General features: G+C 67.3%; 18 protein-coding genes. 11 read left to right on the top strand and 7 right to left on the bottom strand.

All coding sequences use genetic code 11. From position 1 onward, the window contains the following. The first annotated feature begins 210 nt into the window (after positions 1-210). From ACIGKQ_RS06535 to ACIGKQ_RS06515, 5 genes are all read left to right on the top strand, one after another. The gene (locus ACIGKQ_RS06535) at positions 211-1,293 is read left to right on the top strand and encodes a Re/Si-specific NAD(P)(+) transhydrogenase subunit alpha (protein WP_235722888.1); all 1,083 of its coding nucleotides are present in this window, start codon (positions 211-213) and stop codon (positions 1,291-1,293) included. Then, positions 1,293-1,598 carry an NAD(P) transhydrogenase subunit alpha gene (locus ACIGKQ_RS06530; RefSeq protein ID WP_160902001.1) on the top strand — a complete coding sequence of 102 codons (306 nt, stop codon included), beginning with the start codon at positions 1,293-1,295 and terminating at the stop codon, positions 1,596-1,598. Before ACIGKQ_RS06535 ends, ACIGKQ_RS06530 begins: the two co-directional genes overlap by 1 nt. Then, a complete protein-coding gene (locus tag ACIGKQ_RS06525; protein WP_396572813.1) occupies positions 1,595-3,124 on the top strand; it encodes an NAD(P)(+) transhydrogenase (Re/Si-specific) subunit beta in 1,530 nt (509 codons plus the stop codon). Before ACIGKQ_RS06530 ends, ACIGKQ_RS06525 begins: the two co-directional genes overlap by 4 nt. 170 nt (positions 3,125-3,294) lie before the next feature. Then, entirely contained in the window at positions 3,295-3,717 is a 423-nt protein-coding gene (locus tag ACIGKQ_RS06520) for a DoxX family protein (RefSeq protein ID WP_396572811.1), read from the top strand. A gap of 84 nt (positions 3,718-3,801) precedes the next feature. Further along, positions 3,802-4,842, top strand: a complete 1,041-nt coding sequence (locus ACIGKQ_RS06515) for a YdcF family protein (RefSeq protein WP_266060889.1) — start codon at positions 3,802-3,804, stop codon at positions 4,840-4,842. A gap of 46 nt (positions 4,843-4,888) precedes the next feature. Here the strand turns inward: ACIGKQ_RS06515 and ACIGKQ_RS06510 are convergent, their stop codons facing one another. After that, positions 4,889-5,647 (bottom strand): metallophosphoesterase, encoded by a 759-nt coding sequence (locus tag ACIGKQ_RS06510; protein WP_266060711.1) that lies wholly within the window; start codon positions 5,645-5,647, stop codon positions 4,889-4,891. 214 nt (positions 5,648-5,861) lie between these two features. On the opposite strand from ACIGKQ_RS06510, the gene ACIGKQ_RS06505 reads away from it, so the two are divergent. Beyond that, positions 5,862-6,887 (top strand): alcohol dehydrogenase catalytic domain-containing protein, encoded by a 1,026-nt coding sequence (locus tag ACIGKQ_RS06505; protein ID WP_396572809.1) that lies wholly within the window; start codon positions 5,862-5,864, stop codon positions 6,885-6,887. A 20-nt stretch (positions 6,888-6,907) separates the two neighbouring features. On the opposite strand, the gene ACIGKQ_RS06500 is transcribed toward ACIGKQ_RS06505, so the two are convergent. Together ACIGKQ_RS06500 and ACIGKQ_RS06495 are read right to left on the bottom strand one after the other, a co-directional pair. Beyond that, a complete protein-coding gene (locus ACIGKQ_RS06500; protein WP_396572807.1) occupies positions 6,908-7,624 on the bottom strand; it encodes a dienelactone hydrolase family protein in 717 nt (238 codons plus the stop codon). 55 nt (positions 7,625-7,679) lie between these two features. Beyond that, positions 7,680-10,061 (bottom strand): ATP-dependent DNA ligase, encoded by a 2,382-nt coding sequence (locus tag ACIGKQ_RS06495; RefSeq protein ID WP_396572805.1) that lies wholly within the window; start codon positions 10,059-10,061, stop codon positions 7,680-7,682. A gap of 71 nt (positions 10,062-10,132) precedes the next feature. On the opposite strand from ACIGKQ_RS06495, the gene ACIGKQ_RS06490 reads away from it, so the two are divergent. Next, positions 10,133-11,107: a Ku protein gene (locus tag ACIGKQ_RS06490; RefSeq protein ID WP_235722882.1), complete on the top strand. Its 975-nt coding sequence runs from the start codon at positions 10,133-10,135 to the stop codon at positions 11,105-11,107. A 19-nt stretch (positions 11,108-11,126) separates the two neighbouring features. Here ACIGKQ_RS06490 and ACIGKQ_RS06485 read toward each other — a convergent pair whose 3' ends face one another. Then, positions 11,127-12,314, bottom strand: a complete 1,188-nt coding sequence (locus tag ACIGKQ_RS06485) for an MFS transporter (protein ID WP_266060716.1) — start codon at positions 12,312-12,314, stop codon at positions 11,127-11,129. 152 nt (positions 12,315-12,466) lie between these two features. Between ACIGKQ_RS06485 and ACIGKQ_RS06480 the strand changes: the two genes are divergently transcribed. Together ACIGKQ_RS06480 and ACIGKQ_RS06475 are read left to right on the top strand one after the other, a co-directional pair. Further along, entirely contained in the window at positions 12,467-13,519 is a 1,053-nt protein-coding gene (locus ACIGKQ_RS06480) for an alpha/beta hydrolase family protein (protein WP_266060892.1), read from the top strand. Positions 13,520-13,728: 209 nt separating this feature from the next. Continuing rightward, positions 13,729-17,991, top strand: a complete 4,263-nt coding sequence (locus tag ACIGKQ_RS06475; RefSeq protein WP_396572802.1) for an amino acid adenylation domain-containing protein — start codon at positions 13,729-13,731, stop codon at positions 17,989-17,991. Positions 17,992-18,011: 20 nt separating this feature from the next. Here the strand turns inward: ACIGKQ_RS06475 and ACIGKQ_RS06470 are convergent, their stop codons facing one another. Continuing rightward, on the bottom strand, positions 18,012-18,248 hold the full coding sequence (locus ACIGKQ_RS06470; RefSeq protein ID WP_235722879.1) for a CDGSH iron-sulfur domain-containing protein: 237 nt from the start codon (positions 18,246-18,248) through the stop codon (positions 18,012-18,014). A gap of 89 nt (positions 18,249-18,337) precedes the next feature. On the opposite strand from ACIGKQ_RS06470, the gene ACIGKQ_RS06465 reads away from it, so the two are divergent. After that, the gene (locus tag ACIGKQ_RS06465) at positions 18,338-19,354 is read left to right on the top strand and encodes an iron-containing redox enzyme family protein (RefSeq protein ID WP_396572800.1); all 1,017 of its coding nucleotides are present in this window, start codon (positions 18,338-18,340) and stop codon (positions 19,352-19,354) included. Here the strand turns inward: ACIGKQ_RS06465 and ACIGKQ_RS06460 are convergent. Further along, positions 19,281-19,970, bottom strand: a complete 690-nt coding sequence (locus ACIGKQ_RS06460) for a phosphatase PAP2 family protein (RefSeq protein WP_235722877.1) — start codon at positions 19,968-19,970, stop codon at positions 19,281-19,283. The genes ACIGKQ_RS06465 and ACIGKQ_RS06460 overlap by 74 nt on opposite strands. Before the next feature lie 154 nt (positions 19,971-20,124). Between ACIGKQ_RS06460 and ACIGKQ_RS06455 the strand changes: the two genes are divergently transcribed. Next, a complete protein-coding gene (locus tag ACIGKQ_RS06455) occupies positions 20,125-21,570 on the top strand; it encodes a cell wall metabolism sensor histidine kinase WalK (RefSeq protein WP_235722876.1) in 1,446 nt (481 codons plus the stop codon). Here the strand turns inward: ACIGKQ_RS06455 and ACIGKQ_RS06450 are convergent. Next, entirely contained in the window at positions 21,531-22,220 is a 690-nt protein-coding gene (locus ACIGKQ_RS06450) for a response regulator transcription factor (RefSeq protein WP_235722875.1), read from the bottom strand. The genes ACIGKQ_RS06455 and ACIGKQ_RS06450 overlap by 40 nt on opposite strands. Positions 22,221-22,246 lie beyond the last annotated feature (26 nt).

The following is a 22,246-nucleotide window of genomic DNA, read 5'->3' as shown; positions in this document are numbered from 1 at the left end:
ATAGAACATGTTCCGTCAAGGGTTGAGTGACCAATCCGACTGACCGAACCCTTGCGCGTGACCTCGTGCTATGTTCGTCGCACGTTTTTGTGAGCCGGGCGACAATGCACTGCCGCCCGGCACATCGCAACCGCGATCCGAATGCGATGTGGGGCGACCGAGGGGTCCGGTCAGCCAAGTGCGACCTGTCCGAAACCAAAGGTGAGAACTATGAGTGTGGGTGTCGTGCGCGAGTCCGCCGAGGGCGAGCGCCGAGTGGCGCTGGTCCCCAAGGTGGTGGGCTCGCTGGTCGGGAAGGGTGTCCCGGTGATCGTCGAATCGGGCGCCGGTCTGGGAGCGTTGATTCCAGACGAACAGTATGTGGACGCGGGTGCGACGATCGGCGACCCGTACTCCGCGGATGTGGTGGTCCGGGTCGCCCCGCCGACCGACGCCGAGATCGGCAAGTTGCGCAGCGGCCAGAAGCTGATCGGTTTTCTGGCGCCGCGCAACGCCGACAACCAGATCGGCGCGCTGAAGTCCGCAGGCGTCGAGGCCTATGCGGTGGAGGCGATTCCGCGTATATCGCGGGCCCAGGTGATGGATGCGCTGAGTTCGCAGGCCAATGTCTCCGGTTACAAGGCGGTCGTGGTGGCCGCGGACCTGTCGACGCGGTATTTCCCGATGATGACCACCGCCGCGGGCACGGTGAAACCGGCCACGGTGCTGGTGCTCGGGGTGGGGGTCGCCGGACTGCAGGCGTTGGCCACCGCCAAACGCCTCGGCGGCCGGACCACCGGCTATGACGTGCGGCCCGAGGTGGCCGAGCAGGTGCGTTCGGTTGGTGCGCAGTGGCTCGATCTGGGTATCGACGCCGCCGGTGAGGGCGGATACGCCCGCGAACTGACCGACGACGAGCGCGCCAAGCAGCAGCAGGCGCTCGAGGACGCGATCAAAGGTTTCGACGTGGTGATCACCACTGCGTTGGTGCCGGGGCGTCCCGCGCCGCGGTTGGTGACCGCGGCGGCGGTCGAGGGGATGAAGGCCGGCAGTGTGGTGATCGATCTGGCGGGGGAGACCGGCGGCAACTGCGAACTGACCGAGCCGGGGCAGACCGTCGTCAAACATGACGTGACGATCGCCTCGCCGCTGAATCTGCCGGCGACGATGCCCGAGCATGCCAGCGAGCTGTACTCGAAGAACCTGCTCGCCCTGCTCGAGTTGATGCTCGACGACAACGGTGCGTTCACACCGGATTTCGACGACGAGGTGCTGGCTGGTGCCTGCGTGACCCGAGAAGAGGTGTCGGCCTGATGTACACCGGACTGCTGGCGAACATCGCGATCCTGGTTCTTGCCGGGTTCGTGGGCTTCGCCGTGATCTCCAAGGTGCCCAACACCTTGCACACCCCGCTGATGTCGGGAACCAACGCCATCCACGGCATCGTCGTGCTGGGCGCGCTGGTGGTGCTGGGCAAACTGCCCGCCGACGCCAACTGGGGCATTCGGATCATCGCGTTCGTCGCGTTGGTGTTCGGCACGCTCAACGTGATCGGTGGCTTCGCGGTCACCGACCGCATGCTGGGCATGTTCAAGGGTAAGAAGGAGGCGGCCAAGTGACCGCGGACCTGGTGCTGGCGGCAGACGCCCACACCCCGAGTCAGGGCATCTCCTATCTGGTGATGGCCCTCTACATCGTGTCGTTCTCGTTGTTCATCTACGGCCTGATGGGCCTGACCGGGCCGAAAACCGCGGTGCGCGGTAACTGGATCGCGGCAACCGGTATGGCGTTGGCGGTGGCCGCGACCCTGCTCTACGTCTACAACGAGGGTGCCGTCGGTGACGACGGACATTCCACCGTCGGAGTACCGACGATCAACTGGATTCTGATCGTCATCGGTCTGGTTCTCGGTGTGGTGCTGGGCATCCCGCCGGCGCTGCGCACCAAGATGACAGCCATGCCGCAGCTGGTGGCGCTGTTCAACGGTGTCGGTGGCGGTACCGTCGCGCTGATCGCGTGGGCGGAGTTCCTGGAGACCTCCGGCTTCGGCGAGTTCCACAACACCGAACCGGCCTCGCCGCTGGTGATCGGGTCGTTGATCGCCGCGATCATCGGTTCGATCTCGTTCTGGGGTTCGCTCGTCGCGTTCTCCAAGTTGCAGGAGATCCTGCCCAAGGGGCTGGAAAAGCTGTTCGTGGGCAACGCGCGGCTGTTCCAGCTCGCCAACATCGTGCTCCTGGTGGTGGCGTTGGCCATCGCCGTCTACCTCGGTATCAATGCCGCCAATGGTGGGGGCGCCAGCGGCTGGTGGATGCTCGGCCTGCTCGTCGCGGCCGGTGTGATGGGGCTATTCGTGGTGTTCCCGATCGGCGGCGCCGACATGCCGGTGGTCATCTCGCTGCTCAACGCGATGACCGGGTTGTCGGCGGCGGCCGCGGGTATCGCGCTGGACAACACCGCGCTGATCGTGGCCGGCATGATCGTCGGCGCCTCGGGTTCGATCCTGACCAACCTGATGGCCAAGGCGATGAACAGGTCCATCCCGGCGATCGTGTTCGGCTCCTTCGGTGGTGGTGGCGACGCCGCAGCCGGTCCGGGCGGCGCGGCCGGCGGTACCGTCAAGGCCACCTCGGCCGCCGACGCCGCGATCCAGATGGCCTATGCCAACCAGGTCATCGTGGTGCCCGGCTACGGGCTGGCCGTTGCGCAGGCCCAGCACGCCGTCAAGGAGATGGCCAGCCTGCTCGAGGGCAAGGGCGTCGAGGTCAAGTACGCCATCCACCCGGTGGCCGGCCGGATGCCCGGACACATGAACGTGCTGCTGGCCGAGGCCGACGTCGAGTACGACGCCATGAAGGAGATGGACGACATCAACGGTGAGTTCAACCGCACCGACGTCGCCATCGTCATCGGCGCCAACGACGTCACCAACCCGGCCGCCCGCAACGACCCGAGCAGCCCGATCCACGGCATGCCGATCCTCAACGTCGACGAGGCCCGGTCGACCATCGTGCTCAAGCGGTCGATGAGTTCGGGCTACGCCGGCATCGAGAACCCGCTGTTCTTCGCCGACGGTACGTCGATGTTGTTCGGCGACGCCAAGAAGAGCGTCGACAGCGTCATCGAGGAGCTCAAGGCGCTGTAGCGCTTCTCGGTTCTTCCCCCGGGTATCGCTTCTTCGGCCGACTGCAGTCGACCGAAGAAACAACACCCGGGGGAAGAGTCGTCTTCGGGGGTCTGGCGAGGCGGGCGATGAGTTTCGTGGTGAGTGGTGGTCTATTTACGCACAACCACCCACCACCATCGCAGGACATCATGACCACCCACACCATCACCGAAACCGACCGGACCACCACCCGCCGAAATTGGCGGCACACAACGGGAGTCGTCATCAGCGTCGTGCTCGGCGCCTTCCTGGTCTTCGACATCGTCGGCAAGCTGACGCAGCCCGAAAGTGTCGTCGAAAGCACCGCCGAGCTCGGCTTCCCCATCGACCAGACCTACATCATGGGCACCGTGTTGCTCATCTGCCTTGTGGTGTTCGCAATCCCGCGGACCGCGGTGCTCGGCGCGGTGGGCTTGACCGCCTACCTCGGTGGCGCGGTCACCGCCAACATGCGTATCGAGGCGCCGCTGCTGGACCACACCCTGTTCGCCGTCTACTTCGGTGTCTTGCTGTGGGTCGGACTCGTGCTGCGTCGCCCGGAGTTGCTGAAGGTGGCCGGAATCCGGCGCTGATGGATTCGGTGGGTGTTATCGAGTTGGGATCGGACGGGTGCTGCGGCGTGAGGTTCCCAGCCTACTGTTACGCAAGTGACTCGTGTGACGAGAGTGAAACGTGCACGCCTGGCCGCTGTCGGCGTGGTGGCGACCGCGGCCGTCGGTGGTCTCGTGATCGGCGCGCTGCCGGTCGACCATTCCGCGCAACCGGGCGTCCGCCCGGCGGTCACCGCGATGGACCCGTCCACGTTCTACAACTCGGCGCAGCAGAAGTTCGCCGCCGGTGACGTGACCGGTGGGCTCGAGTCGTTGCAGCAGATGCTCAGCGTGGTTCCGGTGGACCCGTATGCACTTGCGCTGCAGGCCATCTGGTCGGCGCAGGTCGACGATGCCGCCGGAAGTGATGCAGCGCTGGCGAAGCTGAACGGGATCAACCGGACGTTGCACACGACCGCGCGCAACATCATCGCCGGGGTGGATGCCGCCGCGCAGATCGTGCCGGACACCTCCCCGAAAACCGTGACCGGCCGGACGGCGATCGTCATTCTCGGATACGGGCTCAACGGCAATGGCAAGATGGCGCCGGAGCTGATCCGCCGCGTCACCGCCGGCAAGGCGCAGGCCGAGGCCGCGGCATCCGCGCCGATCGTGGTGGCAGGCGGCGCCCCCAAGAAGGGCATCACCGAGGCGGCCGCGATGAAGAAATGGTTGGTGGCCAACGGCGTCGACGCCGGACGCATCACCGAGGAGGGGCGCTCGGGATCAACGGTGGCCAACGCGCAGAACACCGCCGAGATCCTCCGCGGGCAAGGCATCAATGACATCATCCTGATCACCTCACCCAACCACATCCGGCGCGCGGCAGCCGACTTCGCTGCGGTGGGACTGCGGTCGGTGGCCACCGTGACCACCGCGACCGAACTCGACAAATATCGCGAACCGCTGACCCGCGACCGGCAGAAGGGAATCCGGCTCGAGGCCACCCGCGCGGCCGAGATCCCGGCGACACGCACGGCCGGGCTGCCGTTGCCCGACAATCTGCCCGACACCGGGCCGGGCCTGATCCCCGAGTTCGGTGAGAAGCTGCTCGAAAGTCTTCTCGACGCAGGGTCGTCGGCGATCGATTCGCTGCCCGCCGAGTGAGTCGAACGTAGCGGTTTTCGGCACGTTCGTCGCACTCGCCCGAGTTCTAGAACATCACCGACCGATAGTGAGTGATCAGCCGCCAGGCGTCGGGTCCGTCGTCGAGACCGGACACCATGTGGAAGGCGATACCGGGCGGTTGGCCGCGGTTGATGATCTCGGTGCCCTCGAACGGGAGGTTCAAGGTGGAGGCGACGCCCGGCGCGATCGCCAGTGGTCGGCCGGCAAACATGGTGACCGCCGGGGTGTGCGCATGCCCGCAGACGAAACCCACGATGTTCGGATGCTCGGTCACCAGTGCCGCCAGTCGTTCCTCACCGGTTTGCCGGATCGAATCCATGAAATCCATGCCGAGGGTGGTCGGCGGGTGGTGGAACGCCACGATCACCGGAACCCGTGGACCGGCAGCACTGATCTGCTCCGACATCCAGCCGAGGGTCTCGTCGTCGAGGTGGCCATCGTTGCGGCCGGGAATGGAACTGTCGCAGACGACGAACAGCACCCCGTCGATCAGTTCGGAACGGTTGACCGGCGCGCTGCTGCGGTGACCGAGCAGACCGTCGTTGAAGCGTTCCCGATGATCATGGTTGCCGGCGGTGATCAGCATCGGCAGCGGGCTGTACAGCGTGCCGTAGGCCTCCCGGTACTCCGACTCACTGCCCTCGTCGGTGATGTCGCCGGTGACCAGCAGAGCGTCGATGCCGGCGGCGCGGGCGTGGATGTAGTCGAGCGTCGCTTCGATCCGGCGGCGGTTGTACCGCGTGCCGTTGAAATGAAGGTCGCTGATGTGGGCGACGACGAACACTCACGCTCCTTGCTCACTGACTAACCTGAGGCTAGTCAAGCAACCCGTCCTCGGCGCGACGAGGGCCGTCGTCGCCGCGCAAAAAGCCACGAGCGGCCGCGTCGGCTGCCTACTGTGTACCGATGAACGCGGCAGGGTCGGGGGACCCCACACCTCAACGATGGCCACATCTTCGATGGCCGCCGTCGACCGCGGGTGCTGGAGGGATCTGCTGATGCGAAGCGTACTGATCGAGAACCCCGGTGAGGTCAGGGTCGACACCGTCGACGACCCGGTCCTGCCCGGCCCCGACGGCGCGATCGTGCAGGTGGAGCAGACCGCGATCTGCGGGTCCGACCTCCACTTCTATGAAGGTGACTACCCGCTCATCGCGCCGATCTCCCTGGGGCACGAAGCCTTCGGCACCGTCGTCGAGGTGGGGTCGCAGGTGCGCGAGCATGCCGTCGGCGACCGGGTGGTGGTGTCGTCGGTGGCCGGTTGCGGTGCATGCGATGGATGTTCGACGCTGGACCCGGTTACCTGTGTGCAGGGGCCGGTCATCTTCGGATGCGGCGTTCTCGGCGGTGCCCAATCCGAACTCCTCGCGGTACCGGCCGCGGACTTCCAACTGCTCTCGATGCCCGACGATCTCGGCGCCGAGGCGGCGCTGCTGCTGACCGACAACCTGGTGACCGGCTGGGCCGGCGCCCGGCGCGCCGACATCCCGGCAGGTGGTAGCGCAGTGGTCACGGGGTTGGGGGCGGTGGGTCTGTGCGCGGTGCGTAGCGCCCTGGCGCTCGGTGCCGAGACCGTCTACGCCGTCGACCCGGTGGCCGGTCGTCGTGCGACGGCCGCCGCGAGTGGTGCGGTCGGGCTGGACCCTTCGGAGTTGGGGGTCCTGACCGAGCAGACCGGTGGACGGGGGCCGCACGCGGTGATCGACGCGGTTGGCAGCGACACCACCATGAGCAGCGCGTTGTCGCTTGTTCGGGCCGGCGGCACGGTGTCGGTCGTCGGCGTGCACGACCTCAACCCGTTCCCGTTCCCCGCGACCATGGCCCTGATCCGTAGCGTCACCCTGCGATCTACCACCGCACCCATCCAGCAGGCCTGGCCGGAGCTCCTGCCGCTGGTGCGTTCGGGTGAGCTGTCCACCGACGGGATCTTCACCCACCGTATGCCGTTGGAGCACGCCGCGGCAGCCTACGCGCGCGTCGCGGAGCGTTCCGCCGACTGCGTGAAGGTCATCCTCGAGGTCTAGGGTCCCGCGCCCACCGCGCGTCAACGAAGTGTTCGGGTGAACAGCTCGTCGAGTCGCTCGAAGTGTTCTTCGGCCGCCGCCGGATGGTACGCGGCCGTGTCGGCCATGGTGAACCCGTGGTGGGCACCCTCGTGGACCCAAGCCGAATGGCTGACCCCACATGAGGTCAACGCGTGCTCGAACTCGGCGACGGCCTCCGGCGGCAGCGAACGGTCCTGGTCTGCGTGAATCGCCAGAACATCGGCTCGGATTCTCGGCAGCAGGCGATGTGGGCTGTCCGGGTTGTCGGTCACGAGGCCGCCCGTGTGAAACATACCGATCGCACCGACCGCGTCGGGGCGGGTCGCCGCGGCCAGCAACGCCAGTCGGCCGCCCATGCAGTAGCCGGTGACACCGATGTCGCTGTGGCGGACGTCGTCGCGCCCGCGGAGGGTGTCGATGTAGACCGACAGGTCACGCTCGGCGAGGTCGTTGGTGAGTGCCTTCACCCGCGACATTGCCTCGGACTTGAACGTCGCACGGTTCTCCGGCTCGGTCAGGTCGCCGACGGGTTCCAAAGTGGGAGCGGTCCCGTCGCGGTAGAACACGTTGGGCGCCAGTACGACATAGCCCCAGGACGCGATCCGATCGGCCATCGCCTTTGTCTGCGGACGTAAGCCGATTGCGTCGACGATGAACAGCACACCGGGCATGGGGCCGGGCACGTCGTCGGGAGTGGTCACATAGGCATCAGCCACGCCGTCGGGAGTGCTGATGGCGATGAGTTCGTTGGACGTGGGTCCTCCCTTCTCCTCACAGGTCGCCGGGCAGTTTGTCCCGGCGGATGCCGCGCCAACTGGGATGGCGCAGGTGGCCGGTGGTGGTCCAGTCCATGAACCGGACCTCGCCGACGATCTTGGGTAGCACCCAGACGGCGCTGGAGGCCACCGGTCGGTCGAGCTTGTCGACGAACGGGCAGCGGTTGATCCGCAGGGGCTCGAGTTCCTCGGCCAGGGACCGCAATTGGGCGTCGGTGAAGCCGGTGCCGACGCGGCCCACATACCGCAGCCCGTTGTCCTCGGGGAGCCCGAGCAATAATGAGCCGATGGTGTGCGCCCGATTGCCCCGGCCCGGGCGGTAGCCGCCGACCACCACCTCGATGTCGCTCCAGTTCTTGTGTTTGAGCCACTGGGTGGTGCGACGACCCTGCTGATATGTCGACGTCCGGCGCTTGGCGACGACACCCTCGTAGCCCTGTTCGCGGCTCTCCTCGACTGCCGCGCGGCCTGGCCCTGGTAGCAACGCCGGAACCTCGGCGTAGGCCGAACGGGCGAAGGCCGGCGCAAGTTCGGTGAGCAGCTCACGACGCTGCGACCACGGCCTGCGTAGCAGGGAAGTCCCGTTCAGGTAGAGGATGTCGAAGATGTAGAACTTCAGCGTCAGCTCCTCGTCGGTGTTGTTGCGCGCCGACAGCAGGGTGAAATTGGTGCGGCCGCTGGCGTCGAGGGCCACCACCTCGCCATCGAGGACCACGTCGATGAGCCCCAGATCATCGGCAATGGACTGCAATTCGGCGAAGTCGGCGGTCATGTCGATGCCCGATCGGGAGGTGAGTCGGAAGTTCCCGTCGATGTAGCGCAACAGGATTCGATAGCCATCCCATTTACCCTCGAACGCCCAGTCTCGCCCGTCCAGGTTCTCGATCGATTCGTCGGTGGCCAGCATCGGCCGCGGATCACGCAGGCTGTCGGGCAGGATCGGTCGCGGCTCGTCGCTCATCAGATGTGCGAGCCAGTTCTTGTCACCGGTCTTGATCAATGCGTAGCGGCCCTGGATTCGGTTGCCATGCAACCGCACGATGACCTCGTTGTCGCGCCACTTCTCCGTCTCGTAGGTGCCGCGATCCCAGATCTCCACGTGGCCGCCACCGTATTCGCCGGCCGGGATGTCACCTTCGAAGTCGGCGTAGTCCATCGGGTGGTCTTCGGTGTGTACGGCCAGCCGATTCTGACCCGGGTCGTCGGGCAGGTTCTTCGGCACCGCCCAGGACACCAGCACACCGTCGCGTTCGAGCCGGAAGTCGTAGTGCAGGCGCCGGGCGTGGTGTTCCTGGATGACGAAGATCGGGTCGCCCGGGGTGTCTTCGGACTGTGTCCGTTCGCGATGGGCGTCGTCGCCGAAGGGTTCGGGGGTTTTGTCGGCGTCACGTTTGCGGCGGTACTCGCCGAGGCTGACGACGGGATTCGGTTCGGGGGCCCAACGTGGCGACCCTCCGTTGGCGCTCCGGGTCTCCGCTGGGGGCGGGGAGGCGTCATCGAGTTCGGGCAGCTCGTCGAGGTCGGCGAGGAGATCGCCGACGGAGTCGACCCGTTCGAGGACCTCGTTGAACAGCAACTGCGCGAGATCGGGCTCGCTGAGTTCGGTCCAGGTGCGCGGTGCGGCCACCCATGGTTGCTCGCGGCCACGCATCGAGTAGGGCGCGAGGGTGGTCTTCGATCCGCTGTTCTGGCTCCAGTCGATGAACACCTTGCTGGTACGGACGGATTTCGCCATGGTCGCGGTGATGTCGTCGGGATGTGCGGCCGCCAGGGAGGTGGCGATCTGCTTGGCGACCGTGCGGGCGGAATCGGGGGAGACGGGCCGATCGAACCGGGCGTACAGGTGCATACCCTTGCCACCGCTGGTCACCGGGAATGCCGTCAGCCCGGCCGCCTCCAGCATGTCGCGAATCATCAACGCGACCTGAGCGCACTGCGTCAGCGGCACCCCCGGCCCGGGGTCGAGGTCGAGGACCAGGCGATCAGCCTTGGGTGCTGCCTCGTCGGCCGGCACGCGCCACTGCGGGGTGTGCAGTTCCAGCGCGGCCATCTGCCCGAACCACACCAGGTCGGCCCGCGACGTCGCGAGCGGGTAGGTGATGACGCGTTTGCTGTGCTGTTCGCCGAACCGTGCGAGCCAATCCGGCGCCGATGACGGTAGATCCTTCTCGAAGAACGGCATCGACTCGACCCCGTTCGGCCACCGCTTGCGGGTGATCGGACGGCCCGCCAGGTGCGGCAACATGACTGCCGCGATCCGCGAGTAATAGTCGATGACCTCGAATTTCCGGGTCCCCGTGGCAGGAAACAGCACCTTGTCGAGATTGGTGATGGGGATACGCCGGCCGTCGATGTCGAGGCTCTCACCACCACCCATGACGTCCATTGTCCACGCCCGACTTGTCGTCGGGGCCGAGGATCGCGCGAATGGGTGGCACAATGGGGCGCATGCGCTCGATCTGGAAGGGCGATCTGAGCTTTGGCCTGGTCAACGTGCCGGTCAAGGTGTACTCCGCCACGGAAAGTCACGACCGGAGGTCGTACCAGGTCGATTCCAAGGACGGCACGCGAATTCGGTACCGCCGGGTGCGGGAGGGCACCGACACCGAGGTGGACTACTCCGACATCGCCAACGCCTACGAGACCGACTCCGGCGAGACGGTGATCCTCACCAAGGAGGACCTCGCGACGCTGCCGGTGCAGAAGAGCCCGGAGATCTCGATCCTGGAGTTCGTGCCGACCGAACAGGTCGACCCGATCTACTTCGACAAGCCCTATTACCTCGAGCCATCGTCGAAATCGCCGAAGGCGTATGCGTTGCTCGCGCAGGCGCTGCAGAAGACCGAACGACTCGCCATCGCCCAGTTCACGTTGCGTAACCGCACCCGGTTGGCTGCGTTGCGGGTGGTGGACGGCGTGATGACGCTGCAGACGTTGTTGTGGCCCGACGAGGTGCGTGCCGCGGACTTCCCGTTCCTGGAGGAAGACACCGAGATCCGCCCGCAGGAGCTCGACATGGCGGCGTCGTTGATCGAGACCATGGCCAAGGATTTCGACCCGTCGGAGTTCGAGGACCGCTACCAGAACGAACTGTCGAAACTCGTGGAAGCCAAGGCCGATGGTGCCGAGGCGTTCCCGGAAAGTGACGAGGAGCCCGAGGCCGACGAGGACTCCGAGGTGGCCGATTTGCTCGCCGCGCTGCGAGCATCGGTGAAGGACAAGGACTCCGGCGGTGGATCCGACGACGAGGAGTCCACCGCGAAGAGGACACCGGCCAAGAAGGCGGCGGCGAAGAAAGCACCGGCAAAGAAGGCGCCGGCGAAGAAAACCGCGGCCAAGAAGACCACCGAGAAGTCGACGGCGAAGAAGACGGCCGCCAAGAAGACCACGGCAAAGAAGACCGCTGCCAAGAAGTCTGCGTAGCGGCCGCGCCATCGGCGTATCAGGTGCGGGCGGTTGTCGCGGTCAGCAGCAGGGCGGTCAGTACCCCGACGGCGACGACGACCGCCACCCCCAGCACCACGATGTTTGAACGTGTGGCGGCGACGATCGCGCCGGCCGCCAGTCCTGCCTGCTGCGCGGCCCCGAGCGCCGCGGCCCGCCCGACCGGACGTGCGCCTGCGGTGTCCAGGGTGCCGTGATTGGCGACGGGGAACACCACCCCGATACCGAGACCCACCGGGATCGTGATGAGGAGCAACGTGATCGGCGTGCTCGCAACGGTCGCCGACAAGATGCAGGAACCGGCGAGGACGAACATGCCGACAATCAACGGCAGGCGCACCGAGCTCGCCGCGCCGACTCGAGCCACCGTGAGGGCACCGAGCGCGGCGGCACCGTTGAGCACCAGGAACCCCCAGCCCATCTGGGTGGGCGACCACCCGTGATCCTGCTGGAGCTCAAAGCTCACACTGATCACGGTGAGTGCGAGCACGGCGTTTGCTCCGATGACGGCCGCGAATGTCCACGCGGTGAGATGGTCTGGCCGCGGTGGCACGTCCCCGGACAGTGCGGGGTCGGGCGCATCGGGCGACTCCGGCGACAATCGCCGGAGTCGCCGCGACACCGCCATCCATGCGCCGGCGCACCCCACGGCCCCTACGGCGACCGCGACGAAACACCAGCGCCACGACGCGCTCGCCAAGGGTGCGATCAGCACCAGCGCGGAGACGGCCCCGGCACCGGATACCAGCGAGAACACGGCGAATGCGCGGACCCGCAGCGGGTGCCCGGACGTGACCAGATGCACAGACGCGAGCAGGCACGTTGCGCTGACCGCCGCGGCCGCACCCTGCGCAGCCCGTGCCCCGACGAGTTGCGGGAGGTTCTGTGCCGCAGCGCCTGCGCCCGCGGTCAGCGCGAAGGCGATCGCTGCCGGGATCACGGCGGCCCGCGGGTCGGCTCGCCGAAGCAGTGCTCCGGTGAGTGGCAGCGCACAGACGAATGCCACCGCGAACGGGGTGATCAGGACATGTCGGGCTTCGGCTCCGAGATGCAGGTCCCGCGCCATCACCGGGCCGATGATCGAGACCGCGGTCTCATCGACGATGATCACGAACTGGGTGAGCGCGAGCACGGTGACGCCCAACATCACGGGCCGGGCGTTCTGCGCTGATCCGCGGCCGGTCATGTCACCTCCTGGACGTTTGACCCAATGCGCTCCGGGTAACACCGGCCCTGTGCCTACTATGGCATTGTCCGGCGGCCGATCCCGGGCACTCCGCGACCCGAAAGGGCCCCATGCCACAGTCGATTCGAGTAGTGACCCGCAGTGCCGCGGCCATGTTGCTGGCGCTGTCCGCTGTCATCGGAACCGCGGTCGTCGCAGGTCACACCCCGGCACGCGGGGACACCCTGGACGGTGTTCGGTACGCACACGCCACCTCGGCCGCGCCCTACCGAGAGACGCGGACGTCGCCACGCAACTTTGTGGCCTCGGTGTGGTCGCCGTCGATGCACACCCAGGTCCCGGTGCTGGTGCAGTCGCCGGCCAACAACAATCCGGGTGCGCCTGTGATGTATCTGCTGAGCGGATCGACCGGCGGCGAGAAGGACGACGACTGGACGCACGCCACCGACGCCAACGCCTTCTACGCCCGCAAGAACGTCTGGACCGTCACCCCGATCGGCGGCGCCGCGAGTTACTACGCGGACTGGCGGCGTGTCGATCCGGCTGCGAACTTCCGCTTCGGGGTCACCACGAATCGGCCGTTGCGGTGGGAGACCTTCCTGACCTCCGAGTTGCCCCGGGCGTTCGAACGCGCACACGGCGGCGTCACTGGGCTCGCTCGGTCGCGGGGGATTGCAGGGATCTCGATGTCGGGGACCGCGGTGATCCGGATCGCCGAGAACCATCCCGGAATGTACCGCGCTGTCGGTGCGTACTCCGGGTGTGCGGACACCGCTTCTCCCCAGGGGCAGCTCGCACTTCGGTCCGTCGCGTTCTTCCCGGGCGGTGCCGACGCGAGCAACATGTACGGTCCGCCGGGAGACCCGCAATGGACCGCACAGGACCCGGTGGTGAACGCCTACAAGCTGCGCAATCGCACACCCGCACTCTGGATCAGCGCCGCGACCGGTCTACCCGGCGCGCATGACACGCTGAGCGACCGCAGGATCGGTGGGAACGTCGGGGCACTGGCCGACCAGGTGGCCGTCGGCGGTGTTTCCGAGGCGGTGTCGCGATACTGCACGCAGACCCTGGCCGGTCGGCTGGCGGCACTACGCATCCCGGCGACCGTGCGTTTCCCGGCCGCCGGTACGCACTCCTGGGGATACTGGCAGGACCAGATGCACCAGTCCTGGCCGATGTTCGCGCGGGCGCTCGGGGCCTGACCCGCGGGTTCAGCACCCTTTCAACTTCTGCACCATAGGTTGGCGGTATGAGTACTCACTGGGGCGGCGGGAACCGCGGCGACCGGACGGTCGCCGAAGTCCTGTCGGGTCGTAACCCGACGACAGGTGGTACACACAATCGGCAATGACCTCGCGGCCATCGGAACGTCTCATCGAGCGTGCATCTCGGCGACAGGGCCGGTGCACCGGTGACGGTCGCCCGACGAGCGCTCTGGTTGGCGCAACTGTTTCGGCCCCAGGTCTCGCATGTGGTCGCCTTCCGCGTCACCCTCGTCGGACCCCTCGACACCCGTCGCCTCATCCGGTCGACCCGGGACGTGCTCGACCACATCGGTTGGCACGACGTGCACATCCCGCCCGAACTGTCTCCCGCGGACCCCGACTGCGCGCAGCCGCTGCGGCCGGCAGGCTCCGGGCGGGCCGTGGTGGAACTCGTGGATCTCTCTGGCGAGCCCGACCCGGTGACCGCCGGCGCTCTGCGCGCCGACGAGTTCATCGATGCGCTCGACGGCGCCGATCTCACCACACCGTTGTGGCGCAGCGAATTGCACACCATGCACCCGCAACTGCATCACTGGGTGGTACGCGTCCACCATGTGCTGACCGACGGTGCCGGCGCCTGGCGGGTGATGGGACACATCGCCGATGTGTACGGCGGAACCGCGTGTGCCGGCGATCTACGCGTACCGAGCGACGCAGACATCGACCGCGCTGACGCGCGCTACCAACAGTCTGATCGGCACGATACCGACGCGTCGTACTGGGCAGACACTCTGGCCCGCCACGAATCATCGTTTCTCGCCGGCGCGCCGACCGTCCCGACCTCCGCCATCACCCGCGTCACGAGGCAGGTGACGGGCGAACGGTCGCCGACATCCACCGAGACAGTGGCCGCCTTCGCGACCTTCTGCGCGCGGATGCTCGACACTACCGACGTCGGATTGTCGCTGCCGGTCGCGGCCCGCACATCAGGTGTGCGCAAGCGGACTGTCGCACCCCTGTCGAACGTGATTCCACTGTCCCTCAACGGGATCGGCGATAGGCCAGTGCGTAGTGCCGTCACGCAGGTCGCCACCACCGTGGTGGGAAGCCTGCGCCACCAGCTGTTCCGGCGTGAAGAGATGATGCGTGCGCGCGAGGACATCACCGACTTCGGTGCGGTGGTCAACCTCCTACCTGCGGTGAGCCGGCCCACCGTGGACGGGGTGCACTGGCAGATCGAGGTGCTGCGGACCGGACCGGTCGGCGATGTGGCGGTCACCCTGCACCCGGCCGATCACGACGGACTGCGGGCGATCACCTGGGAGGCGCCGTCCGAGCGGGTCGACTCGGATGGGTTGGCGACGTTGGCTGCCCGATTCGACGGACACCTGGCTGCGACGCTGGACGAGATCGACGGGCACGAGCCGGTGTCGGACAGGTCGATCTTCCTGCCCGGCGAGTGGGGCCGTTTCCGTTGCCGCAGTGGGCCGCCGGCGCCACCGTTCGTCCCGACCGCGGGAATGCTCGAGCACCTTCGCGTGCACCGTCCGGCGGAGCCGGCGATCCTTGACGGTGATGTCGTACTCACTCGAGGCGACCTCGTGGCCGCCGCCGATCGTGGTGCCCGGGCGCTCATCAGCGAGGGGGTGGGACCGGGGGACGCGGTGGCGGTGTGCGTCGACCGGTCGGCGACGTCGGTCGTGGCGTTCTGGTCGGTGGTCCGGGCCGGCGCAGTGTGGGTGCCCGTCAATGATCCATTCGCGCCCGCAAGCCGGACGCGGGAAATTCTGGCGCGCACCAATGTCCGAGTGGGTTTGTGCGCCCCGGGCCGACCGGGTCCGCCGCCGGTGCGTTGGGTGGAACTCGACATCACCGGCATCGACGAGTCCACATCGGACACCACCGACGAACCCGCATGGCAACCCCCCGGGATCGACCGCGGTGCCGACGACCGCGCATACCTACTGTTCACCTCCGGATCGACGGGTCAGCCGAAGGGTGTGGACATGCCACATCGCGGAATTCCTGCGCTGGTGGCAGAGATCCGGCGGTCATATGCGCTCACACCGGAATCCCGGATGCTGCACGCATCCGCGCCCACCTTCGACACCGGAATCGTCGAGATGCTGTCTTCGGTGGCCACCGGCGCTGCCCTGGTCGTCGCACCGACGACGGCGCACGGCGGTGACGCGCTCGCCGCTGTGATCGACGAGCGCGACGTCACCCACATCATCGTGACGCCGTCGGTACTCGACACCCTGCCCGTCGGTGTCGCCGACCGACTTCAGCACGTGGTGCTCGGTGGCGAAGCCATCCCGGCCCGGCTGGTGGCAACCTGGGGCGACCGCGTGAGGATGCGCAATGCGTACGGGCCCACCGAAACCCGGTGCAGCATCAACTTCTCCGGCGAGCTCGTTCCGGGCCGACCGGTGACGGTCGGACCACCGATGGTCGGGGTGACCGAAGCGATTCTCGACCGCCGAGGACGGCCCCAACCACCGGGCGCGCTCGGTACCCTGCACTGCTCGGGTCCCCAGGTGGCTGACGGGTACCTCGACGACCCAGAACAGACCGCCGCCGTCTTCGAGGCGTGCACGTTCGCCGACGACCCGGTGATGTACCGAACCGGTGATCTCGCCACGTGGACCGACGACGGGGAGGTACACATCCTGGGGCGCCGAGATCACCAGGTGAAGCTGCGCGGACTGCGCATCGAACTCGGCGAGATCGATGCCGCGCTGAGCATGGCCGACGCAGTGCGGCACAGCGCCACAGTCCTGCGTGAACTGCCCTCCGGCCGAAAGGCGCTGATCTCCTTCGTGGTACCCGAATCACCCGGTACGTCACCGGATGCCGGCGATCTGCGCAGCCATCTCGCGCGGAGTCTGCCGACCTACATGATCCCGTCGTGGATCGTCAGTCTCGACGAGCTGCCCCGAACCGGCAACGGCAAGCTCGACCGGCGGGCGCTCGATGCGCACCACCTGCCCGAACAGCCGGCGCTTCGTCGGCCCCGGGAGGTACGAGAAGAGCTGGTGCTCGAGGCCGTCGTTGACGCGGTCGGCGTGACGTCGATCGATCTCGATCGCAGCTTCCTCGACAACGGTGGCGACTCGCTGGCGGTGATACGGGCCGCCCGGGTACTCGCCGCCGCCGGATATCCCGAGGTCACCGCCAACGACCTGCTCACCGCACCCGCTCTGGCCGAGGTCGCCGCCCGGATGTCGGACACACCCCGGCAGCCCTCGCGACCGTCGCCCTCGCCGAGCGAGCGGCAGTGCGAGCGTTCTCTGTCTGCCGCCGAGCGCACCGTGTCCCGCGAACCCGGTGATCGGGCCGCGCAACTCATCCGCATCGCGTGGGTACCCGAGTCTGCAGCCGCGGCCGAGCCGGCCGACGTGCGTTCTGCGGTGCAGACACTGCTGGACCGACACCCGTTGTTGCGCTCCAGCTTTCCCGACACCGCCGACGGTCCGGTCGTGCACACCGAATCGCACATCTCGGTGGACGCGGTGCTGTCGGTGACCGAGTCGCCGGCGACGCCCGGACGCACCGATCTGGAGCTGATCGCTGCGGAACTCTCGGTAAAGCTCGACGTGCGAACCGCTCCTCCGGTCGCTGTCGCGATGGTCACCGGCCCCGCCGGCACCGTGACGGCGGTGGTCATCGTCGCGCACCACATCGCTGTCGACGGGCAGTCGCTGGCGATCGTGGCTGCTGAGGCGACCGCGCTGATGCAGGGTCGGCGCCTGCCGCCGGCGCCGACCGGGCCGTGGCACTGTCCGACCGAGTCGAGTGGAGACCCTCGCCACGCCGACATCGTCTCTGCCGCACCGGATGCGGCGTGGACGCTGGCCGGCATCACGCCCGACCACCTGCCGATCGCCGCGGCAGTTCGCGCCAGGACCGTGATCGGTGTGCGATTCTACGAGCGTTTTCTTGAGGACGCCGCCGCCCGGGGCATGACACCGTTCGAGGCGTTCCGGGGCGTCGTCGCGGCGGCGCTGGCCGATGTCACCAGCGATCGACACATCATGTCGGCAACCCCGATCTCCCGACGGCCGGCCGGCTCCGAGGACGTCGTCGGCGATTTCGTCCTCAGCGCGCTGATCCCGCTCGACGCCGATGCCGATCATCGGTGTGCCACCGAGGTCGCCCGAGCATGTATCGACGCGACCACGCAGCCCATGGAGGACGTGCTGTGCGCTCTCGGGCGTCCGGCGGTGGACGGCCACCTGTTCGCGGTGCCGCTGCTCATCGGGTGGACACCGGCGATCGATACTGCCGCCTACCCCGGTCGACTCCACGTGTTCCCGCCTTCGCACACACGGTGGCTGCTGCAGGTGGAAGGCTCACCGACCCGTGATGGCGGTCTCGTCGTGCGGATGACAGGCAGCGCAGAAGCATTCGGCCACTGCGAGATCGACGCGGTGTCGACACGCATCGTGCAGCGCGTGGAGTCGATGTGACCCGGCAGCCTCGACGCCACTCACTCGCCGCGGATGGGGGAACGACCAACCGCGTGACTCCCGTCGCAGTACGGCTGGATCGCCGACCGGCCACACCGGCACAGGGCCACCGTGGCGCGGCGCCGCGGCACCGGATCGCCCAGGGTGTCGACGATCTCGACGTCGCCACGCACCACCAGGGGGCCACCGGGGGTGACCGTGATGCGCGCGGGGGCGCGACGCGCACTGCGCGGGTTCTCGAACTGAGCGGAATCCATATCACCATGGTGCGCCACGAGGCGGCCGGACGCGAGCGAGTTGACGAACGCAGCCGCCGACCGGTGGCCGAACGTGGGTGGATGGCGACGTGACCACGGAAACCGTTGGGGCCGGGCGCTGCCCGATGGTCGAGCCGTGCGGTGACCTCGGTCGGGCCCTGGCCGAACTGCTCGACGGCAACCCACACGACCCACGCCGCGGCCTGGCGGTCGGCGATCAGGCGCTGTTGACGCTCCCTCACGATGCAACGCTTCTCGACAACCTCGACGCACAGCGCACATGGTTCTTGCTGGCCGAGCTAGACGGTCGCGGACTGGCCGGTGTCGACGACCGTTGGAACGAACATCCCGCGGTGGCCGATCTGCGGTGGCGGTTGGGTGGTGCACTCGAGGCCGCGATCCGGGATCGGACAGGTCCGATCGTGGCGTGTACCGCCGCCGAGCTGCCTGATCGAGTGCGCGCCGAGCTCGCCGCCGTGGACTCACCACCGCTGTCGGTGCACCTTGCGACGAACGGGACCGTCGAACACTACCGGGACCTGCTCCGGCATCGGTCGCTCTACCACCTGCGTGAAGCCGATCCGCACACCACCGCCATCCCGCGGTTGACCGGCCGCGCCAAGGCCGCCCTGGTGGAGATCCAAAGCGACGAGTACGGCGGCGGACGTCACGAGTGGATGCACTCGACGCTGTTCGCTCGGACAATGCAGGCACTCGGGTTGACCACCGACTACGCCCTCTACGCCAGCGGGCTGCCGGCCATCACCCTGGCATGGTCGAATGCGTTGACATTGTTCGCTTCACGGCGTGAACTGCGGGCGGCGGTCGTCGGCCACCTGCTGGCACTCGAGTGCACCTCGTCGATCCCGAACAAACGCAACGCACAAGGTCTTCGACGACTGGGTTACGGCGATGCCGCGACTGCATTCTTCGACGAACACGTCGAGGCCGATGCCGTGCACGAGCAGATCGCGTTGTACGACATGGCCGTTCCGCTGCTGGAAGCCGAGCCGACGCTGTCGATGGATCTGCTCACCGGCTTTCGTGCCGCCCTTGCGCTGGATGCCGATGTCGCGCAGTACCTGTTGCGGCAATGGGGAATCTGAGAACGACGCCGCGAACCGCAACCGGTACGGTGAGCGCTGCTGCGCCGGCGAGCGCCACCGCCGCGGAGACGTCGGTGAGCCAGTGCGCTGCCATGTACAGCCGAGTCGCCGCAACCACCGCGGTGAGCGCGAGGGCCGAGATGATCGCGATCGATCGCGTGAGCGTGGTATGGGTGATGATCACGGCCAACACCAGGAGCAGGGCGGCTATGCCCGTCACATGTCCCGAGGGGTAGGAATTGACGGTCTCTACCGTGGTGATCTGATCGATTGCCGGTGGCCGCGCTCGGTGTACGACAACTTTGAGGATCTCGCAGATCCCGCCTGCTGCGCTGACGGTGGCGACGATGGTCAGCGCACGAACCACGGTGCGGTCGGCGACGAATGCGACTCCCGCTGCTGTCATCGTCATCACCGCGACCCACAGGGGTCCGAACAGGGCGGTGACCAGGACAACGATGCCGCTGCGCGTGGGGTCCCGGTGATCGAGCACGAATTGGAGAGTGGACTCGTCGAGCGCTTCCAACGGCTGGTGTCGGGTCATCACGCCCACTCCGTACGCCAACACGAGCAACAGTAGGACGGTCGCGATCATGAGGGCCGAGAACCGCTTCATGAGGCCAGCATGTGGCTAGGCACCTGTGGGACTGCTGTACGCCGCTGAATGCCGGCTGAAATTGACAGGTGCCCGCGCGGGTGCGCACCGGCGCGGACGTTGCCGGTCTCTGCGGGCCGTTCGGGAAGGCGTCGCGACGACGTACATTCGGGGGATGCCCAAGCGGTCGCGCCGACGTCACCCGTCGGGTCGTGGTGTGCGGCAGCGGCGCACCAGTGTGCGCACGCGGCTGACCGTGTTCGGCGCAGGCATGCTGACGTTGGCTCTGGCCATCGCCGGCGGTGTGGTGCTGTTCGTGCTGTATCACTCGCTCACCTCCTCCGCGGATGCGGCGACGTCCTCGCGTGCCACCGAGATCGCCGACTCGGCCGCCACGGACGGTGTGGGTGGGATCGATCCGGCGCTGCTCGTCCACACCGACACGATCGACCTGGTCCAGATTCTGGATCCGGCTGGCAGGGTCGTTGCCGCCAGTTCGGGTGACCAGCAAAGCCGCGGCATCGTGGGGCCGGTGGCGGCCGATCAGCGTCAGACCGTCGTCGACGCCGCGTACGGCGATGATGAGCCCGAATATCGCGTGACGGTGCAGGGCGTCGCGACCCCGGACGACGAAACGGTGACCGTTGTGGTCGGCGCCGCGGAAGGTCCGATCCATGCCACGGTATGGACGGTGTTCGCGGTGCTGTGCGTGGTTTTCCCGATCATCGTCGCCGCATCCGTCGTCGCCACCCATTATCTGGTGGGCAGGGCTTTGCGGCCCGTGGAGTCCATCCGCGCAGAGGTGGCGGCGATCTCGCGCTCGGGCCGCGCGCAGCACATTCCCGTGCCGGCCACCGAGGACGAGATCGCAACCCTGGCCACCACCATGAACGAGATGTTGGACCGGCTGGCCTTCGCCCGGGAACAACAGGTGCGCTTCGTGGGCGACTCGTCACACGAGTTGCGCAGCCCCCTGGTTACGATTCTGGGACTGCTCGAACTCGCACGCCGAACCGGCGAGCCGATCGACCACGCGACGGTGTCGACTCTGCTTCTGCCGGAGGCACATCGATTGCGTGATCTGATCGACGACATGCTGCTGCTCGCCCGTGCCGATGAGTTCGGGATGACTCCCGAGTTGGCCGATATCGACCTCGACGACCTCGTCAACGACGAGATCACCCGGCTTGACCTCACCACCGACCTGACGGTCACCGCCACCGTCCTCCCGGTACGTCTGCGCGGGGATCGGGGCCAGATCTCTCGGGTTCTGCGCAATCTGAGCGACAACGCTGCCCGTCACGCCCGAACGTCCGTCGATGTCTCGATGGCGATCTGCGGTGCCACGGCCGAAGTGTCGGTGGCCGATGACGGTCCAGGAATTCCGGAGCCGGATCGCGCACGCATCTTCGAGCGATTCGTGCGGCTCGACCCGACCCGCACGCGTAGCGTCGGCGGGGTGGGACTGGGTCTGTCGATCGTCGGTGAGATCGTCCGGGCCCATCACGGAACCGTCGGAGTCACCGAGACCCCCGGCGGCGGTGCGACCATCACTGTGTCACTGCCACTACCGGAAACGGATCAGGCAGTCGAGTCGCCGCCGTCCTCGGCAAGTCGGTAGCCGGCGCCGCGGACAGTGAGGATCGACCGGCGACCGTAAGGCGTGTCGATGCGCCGACGAAGGTAACCGACGTAGACCTCGACGATATTGTCGTCGCCGCGGTAGTGGGCGTCCCATACCGACGCGATGATCTCGGCCTTGGAGACCACCGATCCCTTGTGACGCATGAAGTATTCGAGGACGGCGAACTCTCGAGCGGTCAACTCGATGAGCTCGTCGTCGCGCCGAACCTCACGCCGGGCGGGGTCGAGACTGAGCGAACCGGCGCGGAGGATCGCGGGCCGCTCCGGTGCGCCGCGGCGCACGAGAGCTCGGAGCCGGGCGGACAGGACCACGAAGGAGAAGGGTTTGACGAGGTAGTCGTCGGCGCCCAGGTCGAACGCATCGGCCTGGTCGTAATCTCCGTCCTTGGCGGTGAGCATCATGACCGGAGTCCACACGTCGCGCCGGCGGAGCTCGCGGACCGCTTCGTAGCCGTTGAGCACCGGCATCATGATGTCGCAGACGATGACGTCGTAGGTACGCACACATGCGGTCTCGACACCCTCGGCGCCGTCCTCGGCGACATCCACCGCCCAGCCATCTGCCGTGAGCGTTCGCCGTAACGTCTCGGCCGCTCGCGGGTCGTCTTCGATCACCAACACGCGCATGAGATCAATGTCCGTGCGGCTCGGGC

The organism is Gordonia sp. NPDC062954 (genome assembly GCF_044543825.1).
In the GTDB taxonomy this organism is placed as follows: Bacteria; Actinomycetota; Actinomycetes; order Mycobacteriales; family Mycobacteriaceae; genus Gordonia; species Gordonia tangerina.
Note: the sequence above shows the minus strand (reverse complement) of the source record. Positions and strands in the feature narration are given on the sequence as shown.